This window comes from Xanthobacter albus (assembly GCF_043194895.2).
GTDB lineage: Bacteria > Pseudomonadota > Alphaproteobacteria > Rhizobiales > Xanthobacteraceae > Xanthobacter.
In genome coordinates this window covers 3,574,716-3,594,360 of sequence record NZ_CM195532.1, presented here as the reverse complement: position 1 = coordinate 3,594,360, position 19,645 = coordinate 3,574,716, and the positions used below count along the sequence as shown (strand labels likewise).

16 protein-coding genes are annotated in these 19,645 nt (G+C 68.5%); 9 read left to right on the top strand and 7 right to left on the bottom strand.

The genetic code is table 11. The annotated features are described in order from the left end of the window. Window positions 1-24: 24 nt before the first annotated feature. A complete protein-coding gene (locus V5F75_RS16120) occupies window positions 25-384 on the bottom strand; it encodes a hypothetical protein (protein WP_394033798.1) in 360 nt (119 codons plus the stop codon). Window positions 385-819: 435 nt separating this feature from the next. Here V5F75_RS16120 and V5F75_RS16115 point away from each other — a divergent pair, with 435 nt between their 5' ends. Next, on the top strand, window positions 820-1,200 hold the full coding sequence (locus V5F75_RS16115) for a hypothetical protein (RefSeq protein WP_394033797.1): 381 nt from the start codon (window positions 820-822) through the stop codon (window positions 1,198-1,200). A gap of 44 nt (window positions 1,201-1,244) precedes the next feature. On the opposite strand, the gene V5F75_RS16110 is transcribed toward V5F75_RS16115, so the two are convergent. From V5F75_RS16110 to V5F75_RS16095, 4 genes are all read right to left on the bottom strand, one after another. Beyond that, window positions 1,245-2,762 (bottom strand): amino acid permease, encoded by a 1,518-nt coding sequence (locus V5F75_RS16110; RefSeq protein ID WP_394033796.1) that lies wholly within the window; start codon window positions 2,760-2,762, stop codon window positions 1,245-1,247. Window positions 2,763-2,849: 87 nt separating this feature from the next. Next, complete coding sequence (eutC, locus tag V5F75_RS16105) at window positions 2,850-3,629, bottom strand: ethanolamine ammonia-lyase subunit EutC (RefSeq protein ID WP_394033795.1); 780 nt, start codon at window positions 3,627-3,629, stop codon at window positions 2,850-2,852. Beyond that, a complete protein-coding gene (locus tag V5F75_RS16100) occupies window positions 3,626-5,014 on the bottom strand; it encodes an ethanolamine ammonia-lyase subunit EutB (protein ID WP_394033794.1) in 1,389 nt (462 codons plus the stop codon). The genes eutC and V5F75_RS16100 overlap by 4 nt, the downstream gene beginning before the upstream one ends. Before the next feature lie 112 nt (window positions 5,015-5,126). Further along, window positions 5,127-5,585, bottom strand: coding sequence for an NUDIX hydrolase (locus V5F75_RS16095; RefSeq protein WP_394033793.1), 459 nt, complete (start codon window positions 5,583-5,585; stop codon window positions 5,127-5,129). A gap of 206 nt (window positions 5,586-5,791) precedes the next feature. Here V5F75_RS16095 and V5F75_RS16090 point away from each other — a divergent pair, with 206 nt between their 5' ends. Continuing rightward, on the top strand, window positions 5,792-6,355 hold the full coding sequence (locus V5F75_RS16090) for an HD domain-containing protein (RefSeq protein WP_394033792.1): 564 nt from the start codon (window positions 5,792-5,794) through the stop codon (window positions 6,353-6,355). Next, window positions 6,352-6,870, top strand: a complete 519-nt coding sequence (locus V5F75_RS16085) for a tyrosine phosphatase family protein (RefSeq protein WP_394033791.1) — start codon at window positions 6,352-6,354, stop codon at window positions 6,868-6,870. The genes V5F75_RS16090 and V5F75_RS16085 overlap by 4 nt, the downstream gene beginning before the upstream one ends. 120 nt (window positions 6,871-6,990) lie before the next feature. Here the strand turns inward: V5F75_RS16085 and V5F75_RS16080 are convergent, their stop codons facing one another. Next, window positions 6,991-7,914: a class I SAM-dependent DNA methyltransferase gene (locus V5F75_RS16080; RefSeq protein WP_394033790.1), complete on the bottom strand. Its 924-nt coding sequence runs from the start codon at window positions 7,912-7,914 to the stop codon at window positions 6,991-6,993. Between the two features lie 58 nt (window positions 7,915-7,972). Between V5F75_RS16080 and V5F75_RS16075 the strand changes: the two genes are divergently transcribed. The 5 genes from V5F75_RS16075 (at window position 7,973) to V5F75_RS16055 (ending at window position 15,856) form a co-directional block, all read left to right on the top strand. Further along, window positions 7,973-8,983, top strand: a complete 1,011-nt coding sequence (locus V5F75_RS16075) for a ligase-associated DNA damage response exonuclease (protein WP_394033789.1) — start codon at window positions 7,973-7,975, stop codon at window positions 8,981-8,983. A gap of 568 nt (window positions 8,984-9,551) precedes the next feature. Continuing rightward, entirely contained in the window at window positions 9,552-11,045 is a 1,494-nt protein-coding gene (locus V5F75_RS16070) for a porin (RefSeq protein ID WP_394033788.1), read from the top strand. Between the two features lie 345 nt (window positions 11,046-11,390). Continuing rightward, window positions 11,391-12,692, top strand: coding sequence for a porin (locus tag V5F75_RS16065; protein WP_394033787.1), 1,302 nt, complete (start codon window positions 11,391-11,393; stop codon window positions 12,690-12,692). A gap of 181 nt (window positions 12,693-12,873) precedes the next feature. Continuing rightward, window positions 12,874-15,099 (top strand): OmpA family protein, encoded by a 2,226-nt coding sequence (locus tag V5F75_RS16060; protein WP_394033786.1) that lies wholly within the window; start codon window positions 12,874-12,876, stop codon window positions 15,097-15,099. A 100-nt stretch (window positions 15,100-15,199) separates the two neighbouring features. After that, window positions 15,200-15,856 carry a helix-hairpin-helix domain-containing protein gene (locus tag V5F75_RS16055; RefSeq protein ID WP_394033785.1) on the top strand — a complete coding sequence of 219 codons (657 nt, stop codon included), beginning with the start codon at window positions 15,200-15,202 and terminating at the stop codon, window positions 15,854-15,856. A 230-nt stretch (window positions 15,857-16,086) separates the two neighbouring features. On the opposite strand, the gene V5F75_RS16050 is transcribed toward V5F75_RS16055, so the two are convergent. Beyond that, complete coding sequence (locus V5F75_RS16050; RefSeq protein ID WP_394033784.1) at window positions 16,087-18,336, bottom strand: lytic transglycosylase domain-containing protein; 2,250 nt, start codon at window positions 18,334-18,336, stop codon at window positions 16,087-16,089. Between the two features lie 336 nt (window positions 18,337-18,672). Between V5F75_RS16050 and dapA the strand changes: the two genes are divergently transcribed. Then, window positions 18,673-19,572 carry a 4-hydroxy-tetrahydrodipicolinate synthase gene (gene dapA / locus V5F75_RS16045; RefSeq protein ID WP_394033783.1) on the top strand — a complete coding sequence of 300 codons (900 nt, stop codon included), beginning with the start codon at window positions 18,673-18,675 and terminating at the stop codon, window positions 19,570-19,572. Window positions 19,573-19,645: the final 73 nt, after the last annotated feature.

Here is a 19,645-nt window from a genome sequence, read left to right as displayed (position 1 = left end):
CTGTCTGCGGGCAGCGCCCGCAGGTCACGCCGCGCGCGCGAGCGGCGCCTTTTCAGCCTCGGCGGTGGGAGCCGCGGAGGACAGGAGCTTGCTCTGCACCAGCTCGGCCAGCTCCATCATCTCGGCGTTCCAGGCGAGCGCAGCCTGCTGCGCGAACGCGCTCTGGCGGGTGATGGCATTGGTCGGGTTGGGGTCCCGCGCCAGCTCGGCGAAAACCTGCATCTGATCCTGCGCCTGACGCATCATGAAGCGCTGAAGATGAGAGGTGACGGCCACCGGGCATTCGAAGAAATAGTTCTTCCACGCGGTGGTGGGCCAAGCCATGGGCGGAGTTCCGGTATCCCACACACGGTTCAGGCCCTGGAAGATGTTCGCGTCACTCATGGCATTACTCCTTCTGGTGGCGATCACTCCCTCCGCCCCCGATCCGTTGAACCGGCGAGGGGAAGGGAAATATCGCGGAAGAACGCTTCCCGCGCGTTGCGACAGGTCAAAGGCTGCCTTCGGCGCCTTCATCTCCGCGGCCTGGGCCTGGTCAGGTCCACACCTTCAACGTGCGCTGCCGCATTCTGGTTCCTGCCGGGCGGCCATGAGTATCCCGTTGCGTGCATGCGAATGGCAAGCTGTCTTCCCATTGTGCGCCAAATCGCCTCGCGGGCAAGGGTGGCAGGCGGCTTGGCCGGGGGCGTTGGGGCCGCGGGCTCGCGAATCGCCGTCGATCTTCTAGAGTGGCGGCGCAACCGGGAGGCGGCGCGGGGCCGCCGAACGACGCGGAGCGACGCGCGCCGCCCGGAAACCGAGAGACGGTGGGAGAAAACGATGACGCAGCTTCCGCACGGCCTGCACAAGATCCGCATGGAGCTGGCCCGCGAGAAGGGCTTCCCGGAAGGGTCGCGAAACTTCGGCTACACCTTCGTGGCGCCGCTCGCGGCCGATGGGAAGATCGACCCCGAGCTGTGGACGCGCCAGCGCGAGCACTGCCGCGTGGTGCGCTTCCGCCCCGACGAGGCGGACGAGGTGGGCCACCTGGTCCGCCGCCCCGGCGGGAGCTGGGCCTTCCGCTACGATGTGGCCGGCGCCGATGACGACGAGGCCGGCTACCGCTTCGGAGACGAAAAGTTCGAGGTGGGCGAGTACATTTCCGTCCGCGAGGACGATGAGATGCACACCTACCGCGTGGTCTCGGTCGAGGCGGCCTGATCATCTTGCATGATGCCCCCGGCCTTCCGGCCGGGGGCGGCGCGTCAGTAGCTCTTGTACTCGGTGGTGCCCTTGGACATGGCGAACTCTTCCTCCGGCGAGAGGACGAGCTTGTGCCGGCCGAAGGCCGCGAAATAGGCGATGCCCACCGCGAACCAGATGGCGACCCCGATCACGCCCGAGCGGTAGACCGGGTCGGAGAGCTGGTAGTAGATGGTGACGAGGGCGATGACGATGGTGGCCACCGCTCCCGGAATGCCGAACGGGCTCTTATAGGGTCGGGCGATGTGGCCCATGTTCTTCCGCAGCAGGATGAACGAGATGGCCTGCATGACGTAGGAGAGCATGGCGCCGAACACGGCCATGTTGAGCAGCGTGCCGCCGATGGCCGCCGCGCCCGCATCCGCCCCCAGGGCGAACCAGATCACCAGCATGATGACGAGGCCGACCGCCGCGCCGGCCATCATGGCCACGTGCGGCGTCTTGCGCCCGCCGTGGGTGATGGAGAGGCTGCGCGGGAAGTAGCCGGCCCGCGAGAGCGAGTAGATCTGCCGCCCCTGCGCATAGATGATGGTGTGGAAGGAGGCGATGAGGCCGATCACCGCCACGCCGGCGAGCAGCTTGGCGAGGCCGGTGCCGTAGATGGCCTTGAAGCCGTCCAGCAGCGGCTCCAGCGAGGTGGAAAGGCCGAACGCGCCGTTTGCCACCGAGGAGTTCAGCCACAGGATCATGAAGGCGGAGACGATGAGCGTCGCCATGCCGGCCATGATGCCCTTGGGCATGTCGGTCTTCGGGTCCACCGATTCCTCGGCCGCCAGGGGAAGCTGCTCGATGGCGAGGAACAGCCACACCGCGAACGGCAGGGCCGCGAACGCGCCGCCGAGGCCGAACGGCAGGAACGGGCCGCCGCCGTTGGGCAGCTCCACGGCGGTGCCGTCCGGCCCCACGCCGATGTTGAGCGCCCAGCGGGAGAAGTCCGCCACCGGCAGCGCGCTGACCCAGAAGGCCACGAGGCAGGCGAGGGCCGCCAACGTCACCACCAGCGTGACGCGGAAGGAGAGCTCCACGCCCACCACGTTCAGCCCTACGAAGAGGATGTAGCCGAAGATCCAGTAGACTGGCTGAAATTCAGGCGGCGTGCCGAAAATGGAGCCCATGTACGAGCCGATGAAGGACACCACCACCGCTGGCGTGATGACATATTCCACGTTCTCGCACAGGCCGGTGACGAAGCCGCCCCACGGCCCCATGGTGGTGCGGGCGAAGGAATAGGCCGCGCCGGTGTGGGGCAGGGCGGGCGACATCTCGGCGATGGAGAAGGTGAGGCCGAGATACATGATGGCGATGATGACCGCGGCGATGAACATGCCGCCCCAGCCGCCCGAGGCGATGCCGAGATTCCAGCCCGAGAAGTGGCCCGAGATCACCGCGCCGACCCCGAGCGCCCACAGCGACCACACGCGGGCATGGCGCTTCAGCGCCCGTTGCTCGAAATAGGCGACATCCACGGTGGTGTAGGTCACACCACTCCCCTTGCCGTCAGTCGTCTTGACGTCAGCCATGACACCCTCATGCAGCTAGCCGGCGATGCGGCCGCTGCCGGCCCCCGCCCACCTGACGTAAGGCAAATTTTATGCCCTTCCAGAAACTTACGTAAGGTCAGGAAGAGCCGCGGGCGGTGCTCCGTTCACGAGCAGCAGGTCGCTCTCGTCCTTCAGACCCACGCCGGTAAGGCCGAGCCGCAGCGCCGCGCGGATGTGCCAGGCGAGCTTGAAGGCCGCAAGCCCATGGCTCAGCCCCTCCGCGCGCACATTGGAGATGCAGTTGCGCTCGGCGTCTGAGCGGCCGGCTTTCGGTCCGAGGGTGAGGTAGAGCCCCAGGCTGTCCGGAGAGGAGAGGCCCGGCCGCTCGCCCACCAGCACCACCAGGGCACGGGCCTTCAGCAGTGCGCCCACCTCGTCGCCCAGCGCCACGCGGGCCTGGGCGGCGACCGCCACCGGAGCGACGCTCCAGCCTTCCTTCTCGATCCACGGCTTGAAGGCGGCGAGGAAAGGGGTGGTCTGGGCGTGGATGGCGGCGGCGGAGAGGCCATCCGCCACCACGATGGCGAGGTCGACGGGCGCGGCATCGCGGGCCGCCAGCTTCTCCCGGCTCGCCGCGCTGAGCCGGCGGCCGAGATCGGGGCGGCGCAGGTAGATGTCGCGGGCGGGGGCGGCGCTCTCCACGCGAAGGGTCTTGAAGCCCAGCGCCTGGATTTCGCCCTCCACGGTGTCGGCATCGAAGGGCATGTGCACCGCGTCGCGCGCCTGGGCGTGGGCGAGCGAAAAGCGCAAAACCTCCTCCGTCGGCAGGCTGGCGCCGGTGCGGCCCAGCGCGATGCGCGCCGGGGTGTGGCGGGCGAAGGACTGCCAGGGATCGCGCGCGATCATGCCGCCTGCTCCTGAACGAAGCCGAGAAGGGGGTGGGCGCCGCTGGCCGGCAGCAGCCTGCCCGCGGCATCCGTGATGCCCATGCGCTCCAGCCACGCCTCGAACTCCGGCGCCCGCTTCAGGCCCAGCACCTCGCGGATGTAGAGGGCGTCGTGGAAGGAGGTGGACTGGTAGTTCAGCATCACGTCGTCGGCGCCGGGAATGCCCATCACATAGGTGACCCCCGCCGCGCCGAGCAGGGTGAGCAGGGTGTCCATGTCGTCTTGGTCCGCCTCGGCATGGTTGGTGTAGCACACGTCCACCCCCAGCGGCACGCCCAGCAGCTTGCCGCAGAAGTGGTCCTCCAGCCCGGCGCGGATGATCTGCTTGCCGTCATAAAGGTATTCAGGGCCGATGAAGCCGACCACGGTATTCACCAGCAACGGCTCGTATTTGCGGGCGACCGCATAGGCGCGGGCCTCCAGGGTCTGCTGGTCCACCCCGTGATGGGCGCCGGCGGAGAGGGCGGAGCCCTGGCCGGTCTCGAAATACATGGCGTTCTGCCCCACGGTGCCGCGCTTCAGCGCGCGGGCGGCCTCATAGCCCTCCTGCAGCACCTTGAGATCGACGCCGAAGGAGCGGTTCGCCCCCTCGGTGCCGGCGATGGACTGGAACACGAGGTCCACCGGCGCGCCCCGGTTCATCAACTCGATGGAACTGGTCACATGGGTGAGCACGCAGCTCTGGGTGGGGATCTCGAAGCGGCGGATCACCTCGTCCATCAGCCTCAGGAGGCGGTCGATGCCCGGCAGGCTGTCCGAGGCGGGGTTGATGCCGATGACGGCGTCGCCGCAGCCGTAGAGCAGGCCGTCGAGGATGGTGGCGGAAATACCGGCGGCATCGTCCGTGGGGTGGTTGGGCTGGAGGCGCACCGCCATGGTGCCGGGCAGGCCGATGGTGTTGCGGAAGCGCGTCACCACCCGGCACTTCTTCGCAACCAGTATGAGGTCCTGGTTGCGCATGATCTTGGAGACGGCGGCCACCATCTCCGGCGTCAGGCCGCGGGCGAGGCCGGCGAGCACTTCCGGAGTTGCCTGTTCGGAGAGCAGGAAGTCGCGGAAATCGCCTACGGTCATGGCAGAGACCGGGGCGAAGGCGGCGGCATCGTGCTCGTCGAGGATCAGGCGGGTCACCTCATCCTCCTCGTAAGGCACCAGCGCCTCGGAGAGGAACGCCTTCAGCGGTACCTCCGCGAGGCACATCTTGGCCGCCACGTTCTCCTCCGCCGAGGCGGCGGCGATGCCGGCGAGCATGTCGCCGGAGCGGGGCGGGGTCGCCTTGGCCATCAGGTCCTTCAGGTCTGCGAAGGCGTGGGACCGGGCGCCGATGCGGTGGACGAAGGCCATAGGCTGCTCCTCGTTCGAATTCTCCCGCACTATAAACAATAATCGTGCCATTTTGTGGAGATATGTGGTTTTCCCCGCGCACCTCCACAGGCTTCCGCAGGCGCCGTGTCCGCTACTCCACCGCCAGCAGGCGCGCGGCGGCGGCAACGACTTCCGCCAGCCCCTCGGTTGCCGGGAGGCGGGCGATCTCGGCGGGGCGGAACCAGCCCACCTCCGTCGCCTCCGCACTCGCATGCGGTTCGCCCGCGCGCCAGCGGGCGGCGTGCGCTACCACCACGAAATGGGCGATGAGCCGGCCTTCGCCGTCGCGGCGGATGATCTCGCGCGTTGCCGCCACGCCCGCCATCTCGGCCTCCACGTCCACCTCCTCCCGCAGTTCGCGGCGAGCGGCTTCCTCAAGCGTCTCTCCGGGCTCGACCCTCCCGCCCGGCAGGCTCCAGAGGCCGGCGGCGGGGGTGCCGGGCGGCCCCGCGCGGCGCGCCAGCAGCACCAGCGGCCCGCGGAACACCGCCGCGCTCGCCGCGAGGGTGGGCCGGACATCGATGGGCATGGGGCTCGGGGCTGTACTCACGGCGCCTCTCCTGCGGTGGTTATCCCCCGGTCGCGGATGCGGCGTCGGCCTCACCTTCACCGGGATCGTCTATGACCATCCTACGATAACGGAGCACCCGATTCGTGACCGCCCGATCCTCCACCCCGCCCGCAGACGCTCCCGCTTCCGCCGCGGCTCGCCCGGCGCGAGCAAAGCGCGGCGCGCCGCCGCGGGCGTGGCAGCGGATGCTTTCCGGCCGCCGGCTCGACCTGCTCGATCCCTCCCCCCTCGACGTGGAGATCGAGGACATCGCCCACGGCCTCGCCCGCGTCGCCCGCTGGAACGGCCAGACGCGGGGCACCCACATCTTCTCCGTGGCCCAGCACTCGCTGCTGACCGAGCGCCTCTCGCGCGTGACCCATCCCGATCTCGATCCGCGCTGGCGGCTGTGCGTGCTGCTGCACGATGCGCCGGAATATGTGATCGGCGACATGATCTCGCCCTTCAAGGCGGTGCTGGGGGGTGACTACAAGGTGATCGAGGCGCGCCTGCTCGCCGCCATCTCCCTGCGCTTTTCCCTGCCCGCGGCATGGCCGGCAGCGCTGGTGAAGGTCGTGAAGGCGGCCGATTGCGCCTCTGCCTATCTGGAGGCGACCCGCCTTGCCGGCTTCTCGGCGGAGGAAGCGCGGCATTTCTTCGGCCGCCCGGTGCACCTCGACGCCCTTGAGGAAAGTGACTATCTCACGCCCTGGGAGGCGGAGACCGCGAAAAGGCGGCTCCTGCAACGCTTCGAGGAGCTTGAGACATGATCCACGTATGCTCGCTCGCCAAGCTGCATGAAACCGTGGCCGCCACCGGCGCGCGCCACGTGATCTCGCTCATCAACGGCAGCACCGTGTTCACCCGCCCGAGCAACGTGGACCCCACCAACCATCTCTTCCTCGGCATCAACGACATCGTGGAGGAGATGGAGGGCATGGTGGCCCCGGCCGAGCGCCACATGCACGATCTGTTCGACTTCGTGCAGGCCTGGCCGCGCCAGACTCCCCTGGTCATCCACTGCTTCGCCGGCATCTCGCGCTCCACCGCGGCGGCCTACGCCTCCGTGTGCGCCCTGGTGCCGGAGCAGGACGAGATGGAGCTGGCGCTGCGCCTGCGCCGCGCTTCGCCCACAGCCACGCCCAACGCTCGCATCATCGCTTTGGCCGATGCCGCCCTCGGCCGTGAGGGGCGGATGGTGGCGGCCATCGCCGCCATCGGGCGCGGGCGCGACGCCTTCGAGGGCGAGCCCTTCGCGCTGCCGGTAAGCGCCGTCGAGGCCTGATGCCAAAAAAGCCCATGAGTTTGCCTCACGGGCCTTTGGTCAAGCCCGCGCGGCGCTTGAGCGGACCCACTTGGCGCCGGTCAAAGACCGGGGCCGATGGTGTGAGCCCGCCCGCGCGCCTCAGGCGCGCGCCAGCACGGCCACGAGGCCCGGCACCGGCGCCCCCTTTTCATTGCGCGTGGAGGCTTCTTCCAGAAGCCGCACGGCGAGCCCGGCCGAAGCCGCCGCCGCCCGCACGGTGGCGGCCGGGTGCGCGTAGCGCAGCGTCTCCCGCAGCAGCACCTCGGTGCCGGAATGGGTCTCCACCGTGAAGGCGAAGAGGCCGCCCGGCACCAGCGCCCGCGCCGCTACGGCGAACAGGGGCGGCAGCGCCGCGAGGTAGCACAGGGCGTCGGCCGCCACGATGAGGTCGAAGCCTGCCGCCGGCGCGGCGGCCAGCGCCTCGCCCATGTCGCCCGCCTGCAGGGTGCGGTAGAGGCCGAGCTTTTCCGCCCGCGCCAGCATGGCGGGGGAAAGGTCCACGCCGTCCAGCGCCTCCACCTGCGGCGCGAACAGGGGCGCCGCCAGCCCGGTGCCGCAGCCGAGGTCGAGCCCGTGGCGGAAACGCCGGCCCGGGCCAGCCACGCGCGCAAGGGCGGCGTGCAGCAGCTCCGGCCCGCGATAGGCGAGCTTGTCGCGAAGGGCGCTGTCGAAGCGGTCGGCATATTGATCGAACAGGGTGCGCACATAAGCGGCGGACATGGCGCTTTCCGCCGGCGCATGGCCGAGGCGCGCCAGCCGCAGTCCTGCGCCCAGCACATCGCGCGGGTCCGCCGCGCGCGCGGCGGAGAATGCCTCGGCGGCGGCCGCCGCATCCCCTTCCGCCTCCCGCGTCTCGCCCAGCAGGAACCACGCGGCGGCGAAGCCGGGCGCGGCGGCGACGGTGTCGGCAAGCAATTCGGCCGCGGCTGCGCGGTCGCCTTCCTCCAAAAGGGCGCGGGCCCAGTCGAGGCGGCGGTCGAGGGCGGGATCGCCCGAGCTTGCGGAGTGGGGAAGGGCGGCCACGGGACCTCGCAGGTTCAGCTCTCCTCCCCATATATAGGGTGTTCGCGAGAGACCAGCCGTGCGCCCGGAAGACCTGCTCTGTCCTTCGCCCAAGGGGCTTCTTTGCCTGCCGGGCGACTTCCATGTGGACCCGGTGCGGGCCGTGCCGCGCGCCATCATCACCCACGCCCATTCCGATCACGCCCGCGCAGGCCACGGCCATGTGCTCGCCACCCGCGAGACGCTGGACCTGATGGCGCTGCGTCTCGGCCCCGGCTTCGCCGGCACGCGCCAGGCGCTGGCCTATGGCGAGCGGGTGATGGTGAACGGCGTCACCGTGAGCCTTCATCCGGCCGGCCATGTGCTGGGCTCGGCCCAGGTGCGGCTGGAGAAGGACGGCCTCGTGATCGTGGTGTCGGGCGACTATAAGGACGCGGCCGACCCCACCTGCGCGCCGTTCGAGCCGGTGCGCTGCCACGTGTTCGTCTCCGAGGCGACCTTCGGCCTGCCGGTGTTCCGCCATCCGCCCGCTGAAGGGGAGGTGGGGCGGCTGCTGGCCTCGGTGGCCCTTTTCCCAGAGCGCACCCACCTGCTGGGCGCTTACTCCCTGGGCAAGGCACAGCGGCTGATGGCGCTCATCCGGGGGCAGGGCTATGCGGCGCCGCTGCACCTCCATGGCGCGCTGGCGCCCGTCACCTCCTATTACGCACAGCAGGGCCTGGACTTCGGAGCACTGGAGCCGGTGACGGAAGCGCAGCGCAAGGTGCTGGCCGGCGCCATCGTCATCGCTCCCCCCATGGCGATGACCGACCTGTGGGCGCGGCGGTTCGCCGAGCCCCTCACCTGCTTCGCCTCGGGCTGGATGCGCGTGCGCGCCCGTGCGCGCCAGCGCGGCGTGGAACTGCCCCTGGTGGTTTCCGACCATGCGGACTGGGAGGGGCTCACGGCCAGCATCCTGGCCACCGACTGCGAGGAATTGTGGGTGACCCATGGCGCCGAGGAGGCCCTGGTGCACTGGGCGGCGACCCGCCAGCTCCGCGCCCGCCCCCTGCGCCTCGTGGGTTATGGGGACGAGGACGCCGGAGCCTGAACGGCGGAAAACGCCCGAACGACGGCGCCGCCTTCACGAATCCCGAGGTCTCCCCCGGCGCCGGTGCATTTCGAGTCATTTCGAAACGGTGAATCGCCCGTTTTGTGGCAAGCCCCTTCCGATCTGCGCCTCCGAAGACCCTCCGGCGGGGCTGGGGACGGCCAAAAGAGTAGCCGGCAAACGCGCTGATCGAGGCCGGTAAACACGTCCCGCCTCCGGCACCGATAAGGGCAATAAATCATTTATTATGAATATGTTGATTTGCCATGCCCTGAGCGTCGGAGTGGTATTATGATGGCGATCTCGGGGTCGTGATCTTCTTGCAACACTCATGGGAAAACGGGCCGGCGGAGTGCCTGTTTCGAGTGCTTCTGATTGAACACGCTTCCGCCTTTTGTATGTTGGCTTTGCGACGAAGGGGGGCAGTCCCCGGTCGACCTGATCGCTGCTGACGCTTCGGATTCGAACGCGGCGCAGTGGGATGGGAATCGGGGCAAGAACCTCTCAAACGTGCAAACGCACCGGCGAAGCGGCGCTCGCTCCCTCGGAACCAAACTTGGAGGTCACAATGACGATGGTGAAGAGCCTTCTTCTTGGCAGCGCGGCGGGTCTCGTCGCGGTGGCCGGAGCCCAGGCCGCCGATCTGCCGGTCAAGGCGAAGGCGGTGGAGTACGTGAAGGTGTGCTCCGCTTACGGCGCGGGTTATTTCTACATCCCCGGCACCGACACCTGCCTGAAGATCGGTGGCTACGCTCGCGTTGACGCGATCGTCGGCGCCGCCCCGACCTTCCGCCCGGCCATCGCTTCCAGCGCCAGCGCCGCTTTCTCCGGCCCGAACGCCGGCGTGTACAGCTACCCCTTCCGTGATGACGGCGACGCCGACTACCTGACCCGCGTTCGCGGCGTGGTGGACCTCGACGCCCGCACCCAGACCGATTACGGCACCCTGCGCTCCTACGTCCGCTTCGGCGGCCAGTGGGACTCCCAGGCCGGCGCCGGTTCGGGCCCGAACAGCAGCTTCTATTTCGAGCGCGCGTTCATCCAGTTCTCCGGCTTCACGTTCGGCTACACCCAGTCGTTCTTCGAGCTGGGCACCAACTACATGATGACCACGCCGTATGCGGGCTCCAACACCTGGACGAGCCTGATCGGTTACACCGCCCAGTTCGGTAACGGCTTCTCCGCCAGCATCGCCCTGGAAGACGCGGCCAACCGCACCACCGGCGTGCAGGCTGCCACCGCTACCGGCACCGCGTTCTTCTACTCGAACAACCCGTTCGACACCCAGGTGAACACCGCCAGCAGCGGCGGCCTCGCCTACAAGAACTACCAGGCCGGCCAGACCGTCCCGGATATCGTCGCGAACATTCGCCTCGATCAGGCTTGGGGTTCGTTCCTGCTTTCGGGTGCCCTGCACCAGGTGAACGCCCTCGACTACACCAACAACACCTTCTTCAACGCTGCTTATGCCGGTGCGTCCTCCACGGACAACTGGGGCTGGGCGATTGGCGCTCAGGCGGAGTTCAAGCTGCCGTTCCTCGCGGCCGGCGACAGCCTCCTCCTGCAGGCCAACTACTCTGACGGCGCGCTCAATTATGTTGGCGCCTCTGCCAACAGCCAGGGCGTTGCCACCTCCTGGGGCCGCATCAAGGTCGACTCTGCCGGCTACCTGTCCGGCGCGTTCATCCCGCTGGCTGACGCCGTGCGCGTGAACGATTTCGGCGACTACTCGACCGTCCAGGCCTGGGCGATCCAGGGTCAGCTCCGTCACTACTGGACCCCGGGCCTGCGCTCGGTCGTGTACGGTGGTTACGTGAACGTCGACATGCCGACCTCGACTGTCGTGGCCGTCACCAGCGCCAACCTGTGGCAGGTCGGCACCGACCTTGTGTGGTCGCCGGTCAAGAACCTCGACCTCGGCCTCGAGGCCGTCTACACCAAGGTTGAGAGCTCTGATCCGCTGCAGAACGTCTACAACGCGCGTGGCACGGCCGTCACCAGCGTGATCGGCGGTTCGGCTGACGTGTGGTCGGGTGGTTTCCGCGCTCAGCGGAACTTCTGATCGCAGTTTAAGCGATGTCAGGAAGAACCCCAGTGGGCAACCACTGGGGTTTTTCTTTGCGCGTAAGGTCCCGGTCTGCGCAGCTATGCAATTTGGAATAATCCCATAGTTGTCCTCCAGCTATTCCCTTTTTTGAGATCTAATCGCAAAGTTCATAGGCTTTGATTGTCGTCGCGAATGGCTGATTCTGCATTGACGGCTTTGGGCTTTGGGGCGTGCCTGGTCGTCGGTTTTGCTCGCGGGTGGCTGCGGCGATTGGTTTGCTCACGGAAGTCTGTTCCCGACTTGTCAATGCAGATGCCATGTGGCATGGGTTATTGATACAATGTATCGCTGGGGGTTCTGATGAAAATTGCTCTGCATCTTCCGAGGCTGAAGGCGCGGAGCGCCTCGGGCGCGGTCGCTGCCGCGATGACCGGTGCTGGTCTGCTCGTGACGCCCGCCATCGCTGCGGATCTTCTCCAGACGAAGGCTCAGCCTACGTACATGAAGCAGTGCCTCTCGCAGGGGGAGGGGTTCTTCTACATTCCCGGCACTGACACCTGCCTTCGCGTCGGCGGCTATCTCTGGGCGGAAGGCTATTACAACAGCTATTCCAATTACCCCTCGGAGAATGACAAGACCTACTCGATCGCCACCGCCGGCCTGATCCTGGATGCGCGGACGGAAACCGAGTACGGCACCCTGCGCTCCTATTTGGAGACGCGCTTCAAGTGGCGGACGGCGGACCCGTGGTCGGACGGGCCGAACGGCAGCGAGATCGAGGTGTGGAACGCCTACATCCAGTTCGCGGGCTTCACCTTCGGCCATGCGCAGTCGTTCTTCGATTTCTATGCGAATGCGAACGTGCTCGGCACCGATCCGGCGACCATCGGCGACGACGTGCGTCTCAATCTCGTCGCCTACACCGCTGAGCTCGGAAAGGGCTTCAGCGCGACCTTGTCCTTGGAAGATCAGGCGGATCGCCAGTCCGGGGTCAAGGCGCAGAACCCGCTTCCGCCGGATGTGCTCGACAATTACGAGGCCGGCATTCAGGTTCCCGACATCGTCGGTCACCTGAACTACACCGGGGAGTGGGGTCAGGCGCAGATTTCCGGCGCGCTTCATCAGGTGCGCGCGGTCGATCTCTACAACACGCTCGCGGGCACGCAGGACACCTGGGGCTACGCCCTGCAGGCGGGCCTGATGTTCAACCTGCCCATGCTGGGCGAGGGCGATACCCTCTATCTCCAAAGCGCTTATGTGGATGGCGCGGTCAGCTATCTCGGCCTGGTCGATCCCACGGGTGAATATGCTCCGGCGGATGCCTTCCTCGGCTACGGCGGCCTCAGCAAGGTCAGCGGCTGGAACGTGACGGCCTCGCTGCTGCACAATTGGAACGCCAAGTGGAGCACCGCCGTGTTCGGCGGCTACGCGGCTTACGATTTCAACAATACCATTGCCGAATCCCTCTATGGCGCCACCGGCGGCGAGAATGGCAACGTCGGCGGCTACATCGGCTTCACGCCGGTCAAGAGCCTGCTGATCGCCCTGCAGTACGACTGGAACTACAACAAGGCGAACAACTACGTGGACACGGGCTATGGCCCGACCCGCAGTTCGGTCAACGCCAGCCAGGTGCTGCTGTTCGCCCAGCGGGAGTTCTGAGGACCGGCTTTCGCCGGCACCTGACGACGGGCCGCCCCGGGGAAGATTCCCCTGGGCGGCCTTTTTGCGTTTTGTCGGGCGGTGGCCTTGGGCGTTTTGGCGGGAGGTGGGCTTTCGGAGGGGTGCGCAAATGTGCTGAAGTCCCGCCCGGAATCTTGCAGCGAGTGGGAGAGGCCGGTTCATGGCGGTGGAAGCACCGGAGGGTGCGGGTGCGCGCCCGGCGGCGGCGGAAGGAGCGGGGGGGCAGCATGCGCCAGTCGGCGCGGGGCGCTGGCGGCCCTGGGTTCTCGCGCTCGGCCTCCTGGCGTTGTCCGTGCTCGCGGTGGCCACGCTGATGTTGGCGCGCCGGCCCATAGAGGAGGATCTTAGCCGCAGTGCCGAGGCGGTGCTGGCGCGCAGCGGCGAATCCTGGGCCACCGCTCAATTCGAAGGGCGGGACGCGACACTCGAGGGCGAATCCCTGGCCGAGGAGGCGCGGGCCAAGGTGCGGGCCTCTTTGGAGAACATGTTCGGCGTGCGTACGGTGCGCGACGCCACCACGCTGCTGCCGGAGCGGCGTCCCTTCACGTTCAGCGCCGTGAAGGACGGGCGAATGATCTCACTCGACGGCTATGTGCCCTCGCGCTACGCGCTGGCGCGCATCGTCGCGGCGGTGAAGGCTTCAGGCAATGGCATTACCGGGCAGGACCGGCTGGTGCGCGCGCGGGGGGCGCCGGCGGGGGATTTCGCGAGCCTGGTGGAGTTCGCCCTGGGGCAACTCGTTCGGCTGCCTTCCGGGCGGATTACCCTTTCAGACGGCGCCCTCGCCATCGAAGGGCGCGCGCCCGATCTTTCGCTCTACGCGTCCATCGCGCAGACGGTGCGGGGCCCTCTGCCCTATGGGATGACGCTTGCGCGCTTCGCGGTGCGCCCCCCTGTGGCCTCGCCCTTCGTCTGGTCGGCCAGCCGGGAGGGCGAAACCCTGCGCGTTTCGGGTTTCGTGCCATCGGACGCGGCGCGAGACGAGGTTACCAAGGTGCTGAAGGCGGCCTTGCCCGGCGTGACGGTGCGCGACGACACGCGCCTCGCGGATGGCGCGCCGAGCGCCGATTTGTGGCTGAAGGCGGTTGCCTATGCGGCCCGCATGTTGGCGGCTGTCCCCCAGCTCCAGGTCACGCTGTCGGACAGCGCCATCGCGGTCGAGGGCATGGCGCCCACCTTCGATGCGTTCGAGGTCCTGGCCGCCGCGCGGAAGGCACCGCCTGAGGGCTTCCAGGTGACGCGCTTCGCCGTGGAGCCGCCGCGGGCGGTGCCCTTCACCTGGGAGCTGGTGCGCACGGCCGATGGGGTTCGCATGAGCGGCTACGTGCCTTCCGAAGAGGCGCGCCGCCTGCTGCTGGAGGCGTTGCGCAGCGCCTTTCCCGGGGTGCCCGTAGAAGATGGCATGCGCCTCGCCTCGGGCGGGCCTGCGGCGGAGATCTGGGGCGCGGGCGCGAATTTCGCGGTGGCGCAGCTTGCGCGTCTGCGCGCCGGGCGGGTGAAGGCGAGCGGCGCCGCGCTCGTGCTCAGCGGTGAGGCTCTGGATTCCGCTACCTATCAGGCGCTCACCCAGGCCATGAAGGCGCTGCCGGCCGGGCTTTCCGCCACTGCCGATGCGGTGGAGCCGCCGCGCATTTCTCCTTACGTTTTCGCCGTGCGGAGGGATGGCGACGGTCTCACCGTTTCCGGCTTCTTTCCAGACGAGAAGGCGCACCAGGCGCTGCTGCAGGCCCTGGAGCGTGATTTCCTGAAGGAGAAGGTGAACGACCTGACGGCCATCGGCGGCGGGGCGCCCGCGGGTTTCCTGCAGGCGGCGCTGGCGGGGCTGGGCCAGCTCGCGCGTGTCGCGAACGGTGAGCTGACGCTCACCGATACGCAGCTTCGCCTGGCGGGTGCGGCGCTGCGCGGCAGTGTCGCGGGGGAGGTCGAGGATGAGCTGAAGCGGGCGCTCAAGCCTCCATTCGTGGCGGAAACGGCGCTGGAGGTGGCCGCGCCCGGGGCGCTCGTTGGCGCGCAGGAATGCCAGGGGCTGATTTCCGATCTCCTGGGGCGCGGAACCATCCTGTTCGACACCGGCAGCGCGCGCATCGATCGCCATTCGCTCGGCCTGCTCGACCGGCTGGCGTTCGTGCTGCAGCGCTGCCCCTCGGCGGTGGTGGAGGTGGCGGGCCACACCGATGCCGTGGGTGACGCGTCCGTGAACCAGAAGCTTTCGGAGGCGCGGGCGGCAGCGGTCGCCGCCTTCCTGGCCGAGGCGGGCATCGCGCGGGAGCGGCTCTCCACTGTCGGCCACGGCGCCGCCCAGCCGGTGGCGGAGAATGACACGGAGGCCGGCCGCGCGCTGAACCGGCGCATCGTGTTCACGGTGAAGGAGGGGCGGGGGCCATGATCTATCTTGCGCTTTCGCTTTGGCTCTATCTGCTGGCGGCATTCGCCATCGGCATCATCACCGGCTATTTTCTCAAGGGGGAGCGGACGGGAGGCACGCCGTGACGGCTTTCAACGTGGAAGTCCTGCTGCTGCTGGTGGCAGCGTTCGCGCTCGGTGTGGCGGTGGGCCTGTGGCTGCGCCGGTCGCGGCGCAGCGCGGGCGAGGAAGAGGTGATGGTGCCGGTGCCGTCGAGCCTGCCGGCCCAGCGTGAGCCGGAGGAGCCCGCGCCGGTCGTGGAGGCTGTGCCACCGGAAGCGCAGACGACCCCATCGCCTTCGGAGGCCGAGGCAGATGCCCGGCCGTCGCCGTCACCATCAGCGGAGCGCGCGTTGCCGCCCCTGCGTGAGCCCGTCGCGGACCTGTTCGGGCATCTGCTGAATGTGCCGCCCGGTGCCTTTGCCGATGAGCCGGCTCTCCCGCGCCGCGGCGCGGCCGCGCGCGAGGGGGAAAATCATCCGGGGGTGCAGCCGCCGGTTCTGGCCGCGCCGGAAGGGGGCGTCGCCGACGACTTGAAGGAACTCAAGGGCATCGGCCCGCAGAACGAGCAGCGCCTCCATGCCCTGGGCATTTTCCATTTCCGGCAGATCGCGGCCTGGACACCGGATGAGGCGGCCTGGGTCGGCAGCTATCTCGCCTTTCCAGGGCGGATCGAGCGGGAGGACTGGATCGGTCAGGCGCGAGCCCTGGCGGCAGGGGCACGGCGGCCGCAAGGCTGAGGCCGCACGCGGGGCTTCAGACGGGCGTGTGCGCGCATCCCAACGACCTGTGCGCCTGTGGCGTCTCTCATGTCATCGGCTGGTCGCTGACCCGCCGCCATACGCGGTTTTGCGCGGGCGCCATCTGGAGGGCCGCCTGGACATAGGTAAAAGCCCATGGGTCTGGCTCATGGGCTTTTGGGCGTCGAGGGTGCGCGGCCCTGCCCTGAAGCCGGGGACGCGCCCGGCGCTCAGCGCGTGCCGCGCAGGTCCGCTTCCATCTGCAGCTTGTTGGGGCTGTTGAAGCGCACCTTGTAGGCCTGATAGTTCTCCATCACGCGCTGCACGTAGTTGCGGGTCTCCGCGAAGGGGATCAGCTCCACCCAATCCACCACGTCCACCTTGGGGTCGCGCGGGTCGCCGTAGCGCTCGATCCATTTGCGCACGTTGCCGCGCCCGGCGTTGTAGGCCGCGAACACCAGCACGTAGTTGCCGTCGTAATTCTGCACCAGCTCGCCCAGCTCGGCCGCGCCGAACTGCACATTGTAGGACTGGTCGCTCATCAGCCGGGCTTCGTTATAGGGCACGCCGGTCTGCTTCGAGACCTCGCGGCCGGCGGCCGGCGTCACCTGCATGAGGCCCATGGCCTTGGCGCTGGAGAGGGTGCGGGCGTTGAACTGGCTTTCCTGCCGCGCCACCGCGTAGACAGCCGCCTTCTCCACCGGGAAGCCGATGGAGGTATAGCCCGGCAGCCCGAAGGTGGGGAACGCCTCCTGCTCCAGGGGGTGGCCCTCGGCCATGCCTTCCTTGCCCACCACCAGGGCGCCGCGGGCGTCGCCGTTGGATTCGGCCAGATTGGCGAGGAGGGCGAGCTGGCCGGGGCTCTCCATGCGCCACGCGAGGTCGTAATAGATGGTCAACGGAATGTCCCGCTCGCCGATGGCGTAGAGCAGGCGGATCGCCTTCACCGGCTCCACGCGCGGGAAGTCGTTGCGATCCTGGAACGAGACCTGGGCCGTGCGCAGCACCACCGGGCTCATGCCGAGCTGGGTGCGGGCGAGTTGGCCGTAATAGGTGGCCGGATACTGCGCGGCCTGCTGGTAGGCGGCGCGGGCGCGGCCGCTGTCACCCATGGCCTCGGCGGCGCGGGCCTGCCAGTAGGCCGCGCGGGAGAGGGTGATGGGGTGCTTCTGGCCTTGTGTCACGCGGGCGAAATGAGCGGCCGCGGTGCGCGAATCCCTGAGAAAGCTCAGGGCGATCCACCCGGCGGTGAACTGCTGCTCGGCGCGGTAGTTGTCCGCCTTGGGCGCGACGCCGGTGGCGGCCACCTTGTAGGCGGTCTGCGGGTCGCCGGCGTCGAGCAGCTCGCGGGACACGAGCCGGCGCTCGATCCACCATTCGTCGGCGTCGGCATTGGCTGCGTCATCGGAGGAGCCGGCCAGCAGGGCGCGCGCGGCCTCCTGCGGCTTGTCCGCCCGGCGCAGGAGCTGGGCCTTGGCGAACAGATAGGCGGGATCATTGGCGAGGGTGAAGGGCACCGCGGCCAAGAGGGCGCTGCCGTTGGGCTCCTTGCGGGCGATGGCGAGCCGCGCCTTGGTGAGCGCCACCACGTCCGATCCCGCGCGCGAGGCGGCGCGCAGGGCCCGTTCGCTGTCCGGCTTGTAGCTGAAGCGGTCGGCGCGCAGCTTGTGGTCGGTGCGGGTGAGCACCGAGCCGAACTCGTCCATGATCTTGGCTTCGAAGCTCTCGTTGAGCTGGTCCTCGCGCCAAGCCTCGCGCACCCAGTCCACGGCGTCCTTGCGGTCGCCGCTGGCGATGAGCGCGCGGGCGAGCGCCACCTTGCCCTCGCCGGTGATGGGCGGGCGCTCGGCGAAGAACGCGCGGGTGCGGCCGGGGTCCCGATTCTCCTGGAACAGCACGCGCTCGGCACGCTGGCGCAGGGTGGAGGGGGTCGGCCAGTCGGGCTCCTCCTTGAGGAACTCGGAGATGTTCTCGAAGCCGAGGTCGTTGGGCGCGTGGCGGATGACGAGCCAGGTCACCAGCTTGCGCGCCACCGGGTCGTCGAGCTGGCGGGCGGCGGCCATGGCCTCGGCCGCGCGCCCGTTCCGCGCGGCGGAGACCGCGCTCCTGAGCGTGCTCATCTCCCCGGAAGGCAGGGACACGGGGGCGACGCGCGCCGGCGCGGCGAGGGAGGCGGATTTCGCCGCCGGGGCGGGCTTGGCGGACGCGGTGCTCTTGGGAGCCGGCTTGGTTTCGGCCTTCTGGTGAGCGCCGGGCTTGTCCTTGGAAGGCTTGGCGCTGCTCGACTTCGTGTCCTTCGCGGACTTGCCGGAACTCTTGGCGTCCTTTGCATCCTTGGCCGGGGTGGCCTTGGAGGACTTGGCGGCGGCGGGCTTCGAGGCGGGTGCCGGCGTCGCTTCCGTGGCTGCGTTCGCGACGCCGGCCAGGGCGATCGTGATCGCCAGGGCGCTCGCGGAAATCAGGCTCGAAAAGGGCGACATCAGAATTCCTCGCTTTGCGGGGCGCTCTCAAATGGTGGCCGCCATGTTGGGCGAGGCGTCTTGACGAAACCCTAACCAGATCCTCCGATCCGGCTTGCGCGTGATCCGCGCGCCTCACCCAGGCGTTGCAACCTGTCGGGCGAACGCGGCAAAAGCACGACCGCGCGGCTGCTTGCGCCGAGCCTCTTCCCGGAAGGCCCGCGACAGGCTATGGGAACCTTTCCGCGCCGTCCCGGCCGGCGGCTCCGCACGGCACCGTCGGCGTCATCACAATGCCGTCATCCGGGACTTGTGTCCGCAACCCCACCCAGCTTTCCAGGAACCAAGGCGCTCGCCATGTCGCCCATCCCGTCCCCGTCGCCGTTTCGCGGCTCCTTCACCGCCCTTGTCACTCCGTTCCGCGACGGGGCGCTGGACGAAAAAGCGTTTCGCGCGTTCGTGGACTGGCAGATCGCCGAGGGCACCCACGGCCTCGTCCCGGTGGGCACCACCGGCGAGAGCCCGACCCTGACCCACGATGAGCACAACAAGGTGGTGGCCTGGGCGGTGGAGCAGGCGGCCGGCCGCGTGCCCGTCATCGCCGGCGCCGGCTCCAACAATACCGCCGAGGCGGTCGACCTCGCCGTGCACGCCCAGAAGGTGGGCGCGAGCGCCCTGCTGGTGGTGACGCCCTATTACAACAAGCCTACCCAGGAAGGGCTCTACCGCCACTTCAAGGCCATCGCCGAGGCGGTGGACCTGCCCATCTTCATCTACAACATCCCCGGCCGGTCGGTGATCGACATGTCGGTGGAGACCATGGCCCGCCTGTTCGAGATCCCGAACATCGTGGGCGTGAAGGATGCCACCGCCTCCATGACGCGGGTGTCGCTGCAACGGCAGGTGCTGGGGCCGGACTTCATCCAGCTCTCGGGCGAGGATGCGACCGCGCTCGGCTTCATGGCGCACGGCGGCGTGGGCTGCATCTCCGTCACCTCCAATGTGGCGCCGCGCCTGTGCTCCCAGTTCCAGACGGCATGCCTGAAGGGCGATTTCGCCGCCGCGCTGTCGATCCAGGATAAGCTGATGCCGCTCCACACGGCGCTGTTCGTGGAGACCAACCCGACGCCCACCAAATATGCCCTCTCCCTGCTCGGCAAGATGGGCGAGGAGGTGCGCCTGCCGCTGGTCCCGGTTTCCGAGGCCACCCGCGCCGTGGTGCGCGCGGCCATGGAGCACGCCGGTCTCCTGGGCTGATCCCTCCCGGTATGGAGGGGCCCGCTTTTCGCAGCGGGCCCCCTTGTCTGCGAGAGCCGCAGGCGTCAGGTTC

Bases quoted from the DNA above. Each gene is read 5' to 3' on its own strand.
- V5F75_RS16120 (WP_394033798.1), bottom strand. From the start codon at position 384: ATGAGTGACGCGAACATCTTCCAGGGCCTGAACCGTGTGTGGGATACC.
- V5F75_RS16115 (WP_394033797.1), top strand. From the start codon at position 820: ATGACGCAGCTTCCGCACGGCCTGCACAAGATCCGCATGGAGCTGGCC.
- V5F75_RS16110 (WP_394033796.1), bottom strand. From the start codon at position 2,762: ATGGCTGACGTCAAGACGACTGACGGCAAGGGGAGTGGTGTGACCTAC.
- eutC (WP_394033795.1), bottom strand. From the start codon at position 3,629: ATGATCGCGCGCGATCCCTGGCAGTCCTTCGCCCGCCACACCCCGGCG.
- V5F75_RS16100 (WP_394033794.1), bottom strand. From the start codon at position 5,014: ATGGCCTTCGTCCACCGCATCGGCGCCCGGTCCCACGCCTTCGCAGAC.
- V5F75_RS16090 (WP_394033792.1), top strand. From the start codon at position 5,792: ATGCTTTCCGGCCGCCGGCTCGACCTGCTCGATCCCTCCCCCCTCGAC.
- V5F75_RS16085 (WP_394033791.1), top strand. From the start codon at position 6,352: ATGATCCACGTATGCTCGCTCGCCAAGCTGCATGAAACCGTGGCCGCC.
- V5F75_RS16070 (WP_394033788.1), top strand. From the start codon at position 9,552: ATGACGATGGTGAAGAGCCTTCTTCTTGGCAGCGCGGCGGGTCTCGTC.
- V5F75_RS16065 (WP_394033787.1), top strand. From the start codon at position 11,391: ATGAAAATTGCTCTGCATCTTCCGAGGCTGAAGGCGCGGAGCGCCTCG.
- V5F75_RS16060 (WP_394033786.1), top strand. From the start codon at position 12,874: ATGGCGGTGGAAGCACCGGAGGGTGCGGGTGCGCGCCCGGCGGCGGCG.
- V5F75_RS16050 (WP_394033784.1), bottom strand. From the start codon at position 18,336: ATGTCGCCCTTTTCGAGCCTGATTTCCGCGAGCGCCCTGGCGATCACG.
- dapA (WP_394033783.1), top strand. From the start codon at position 18,673: ATGTCGCCCATCCCGTCCCCGTCGCCGTTTCGCGGCTCCTTCACCGCC.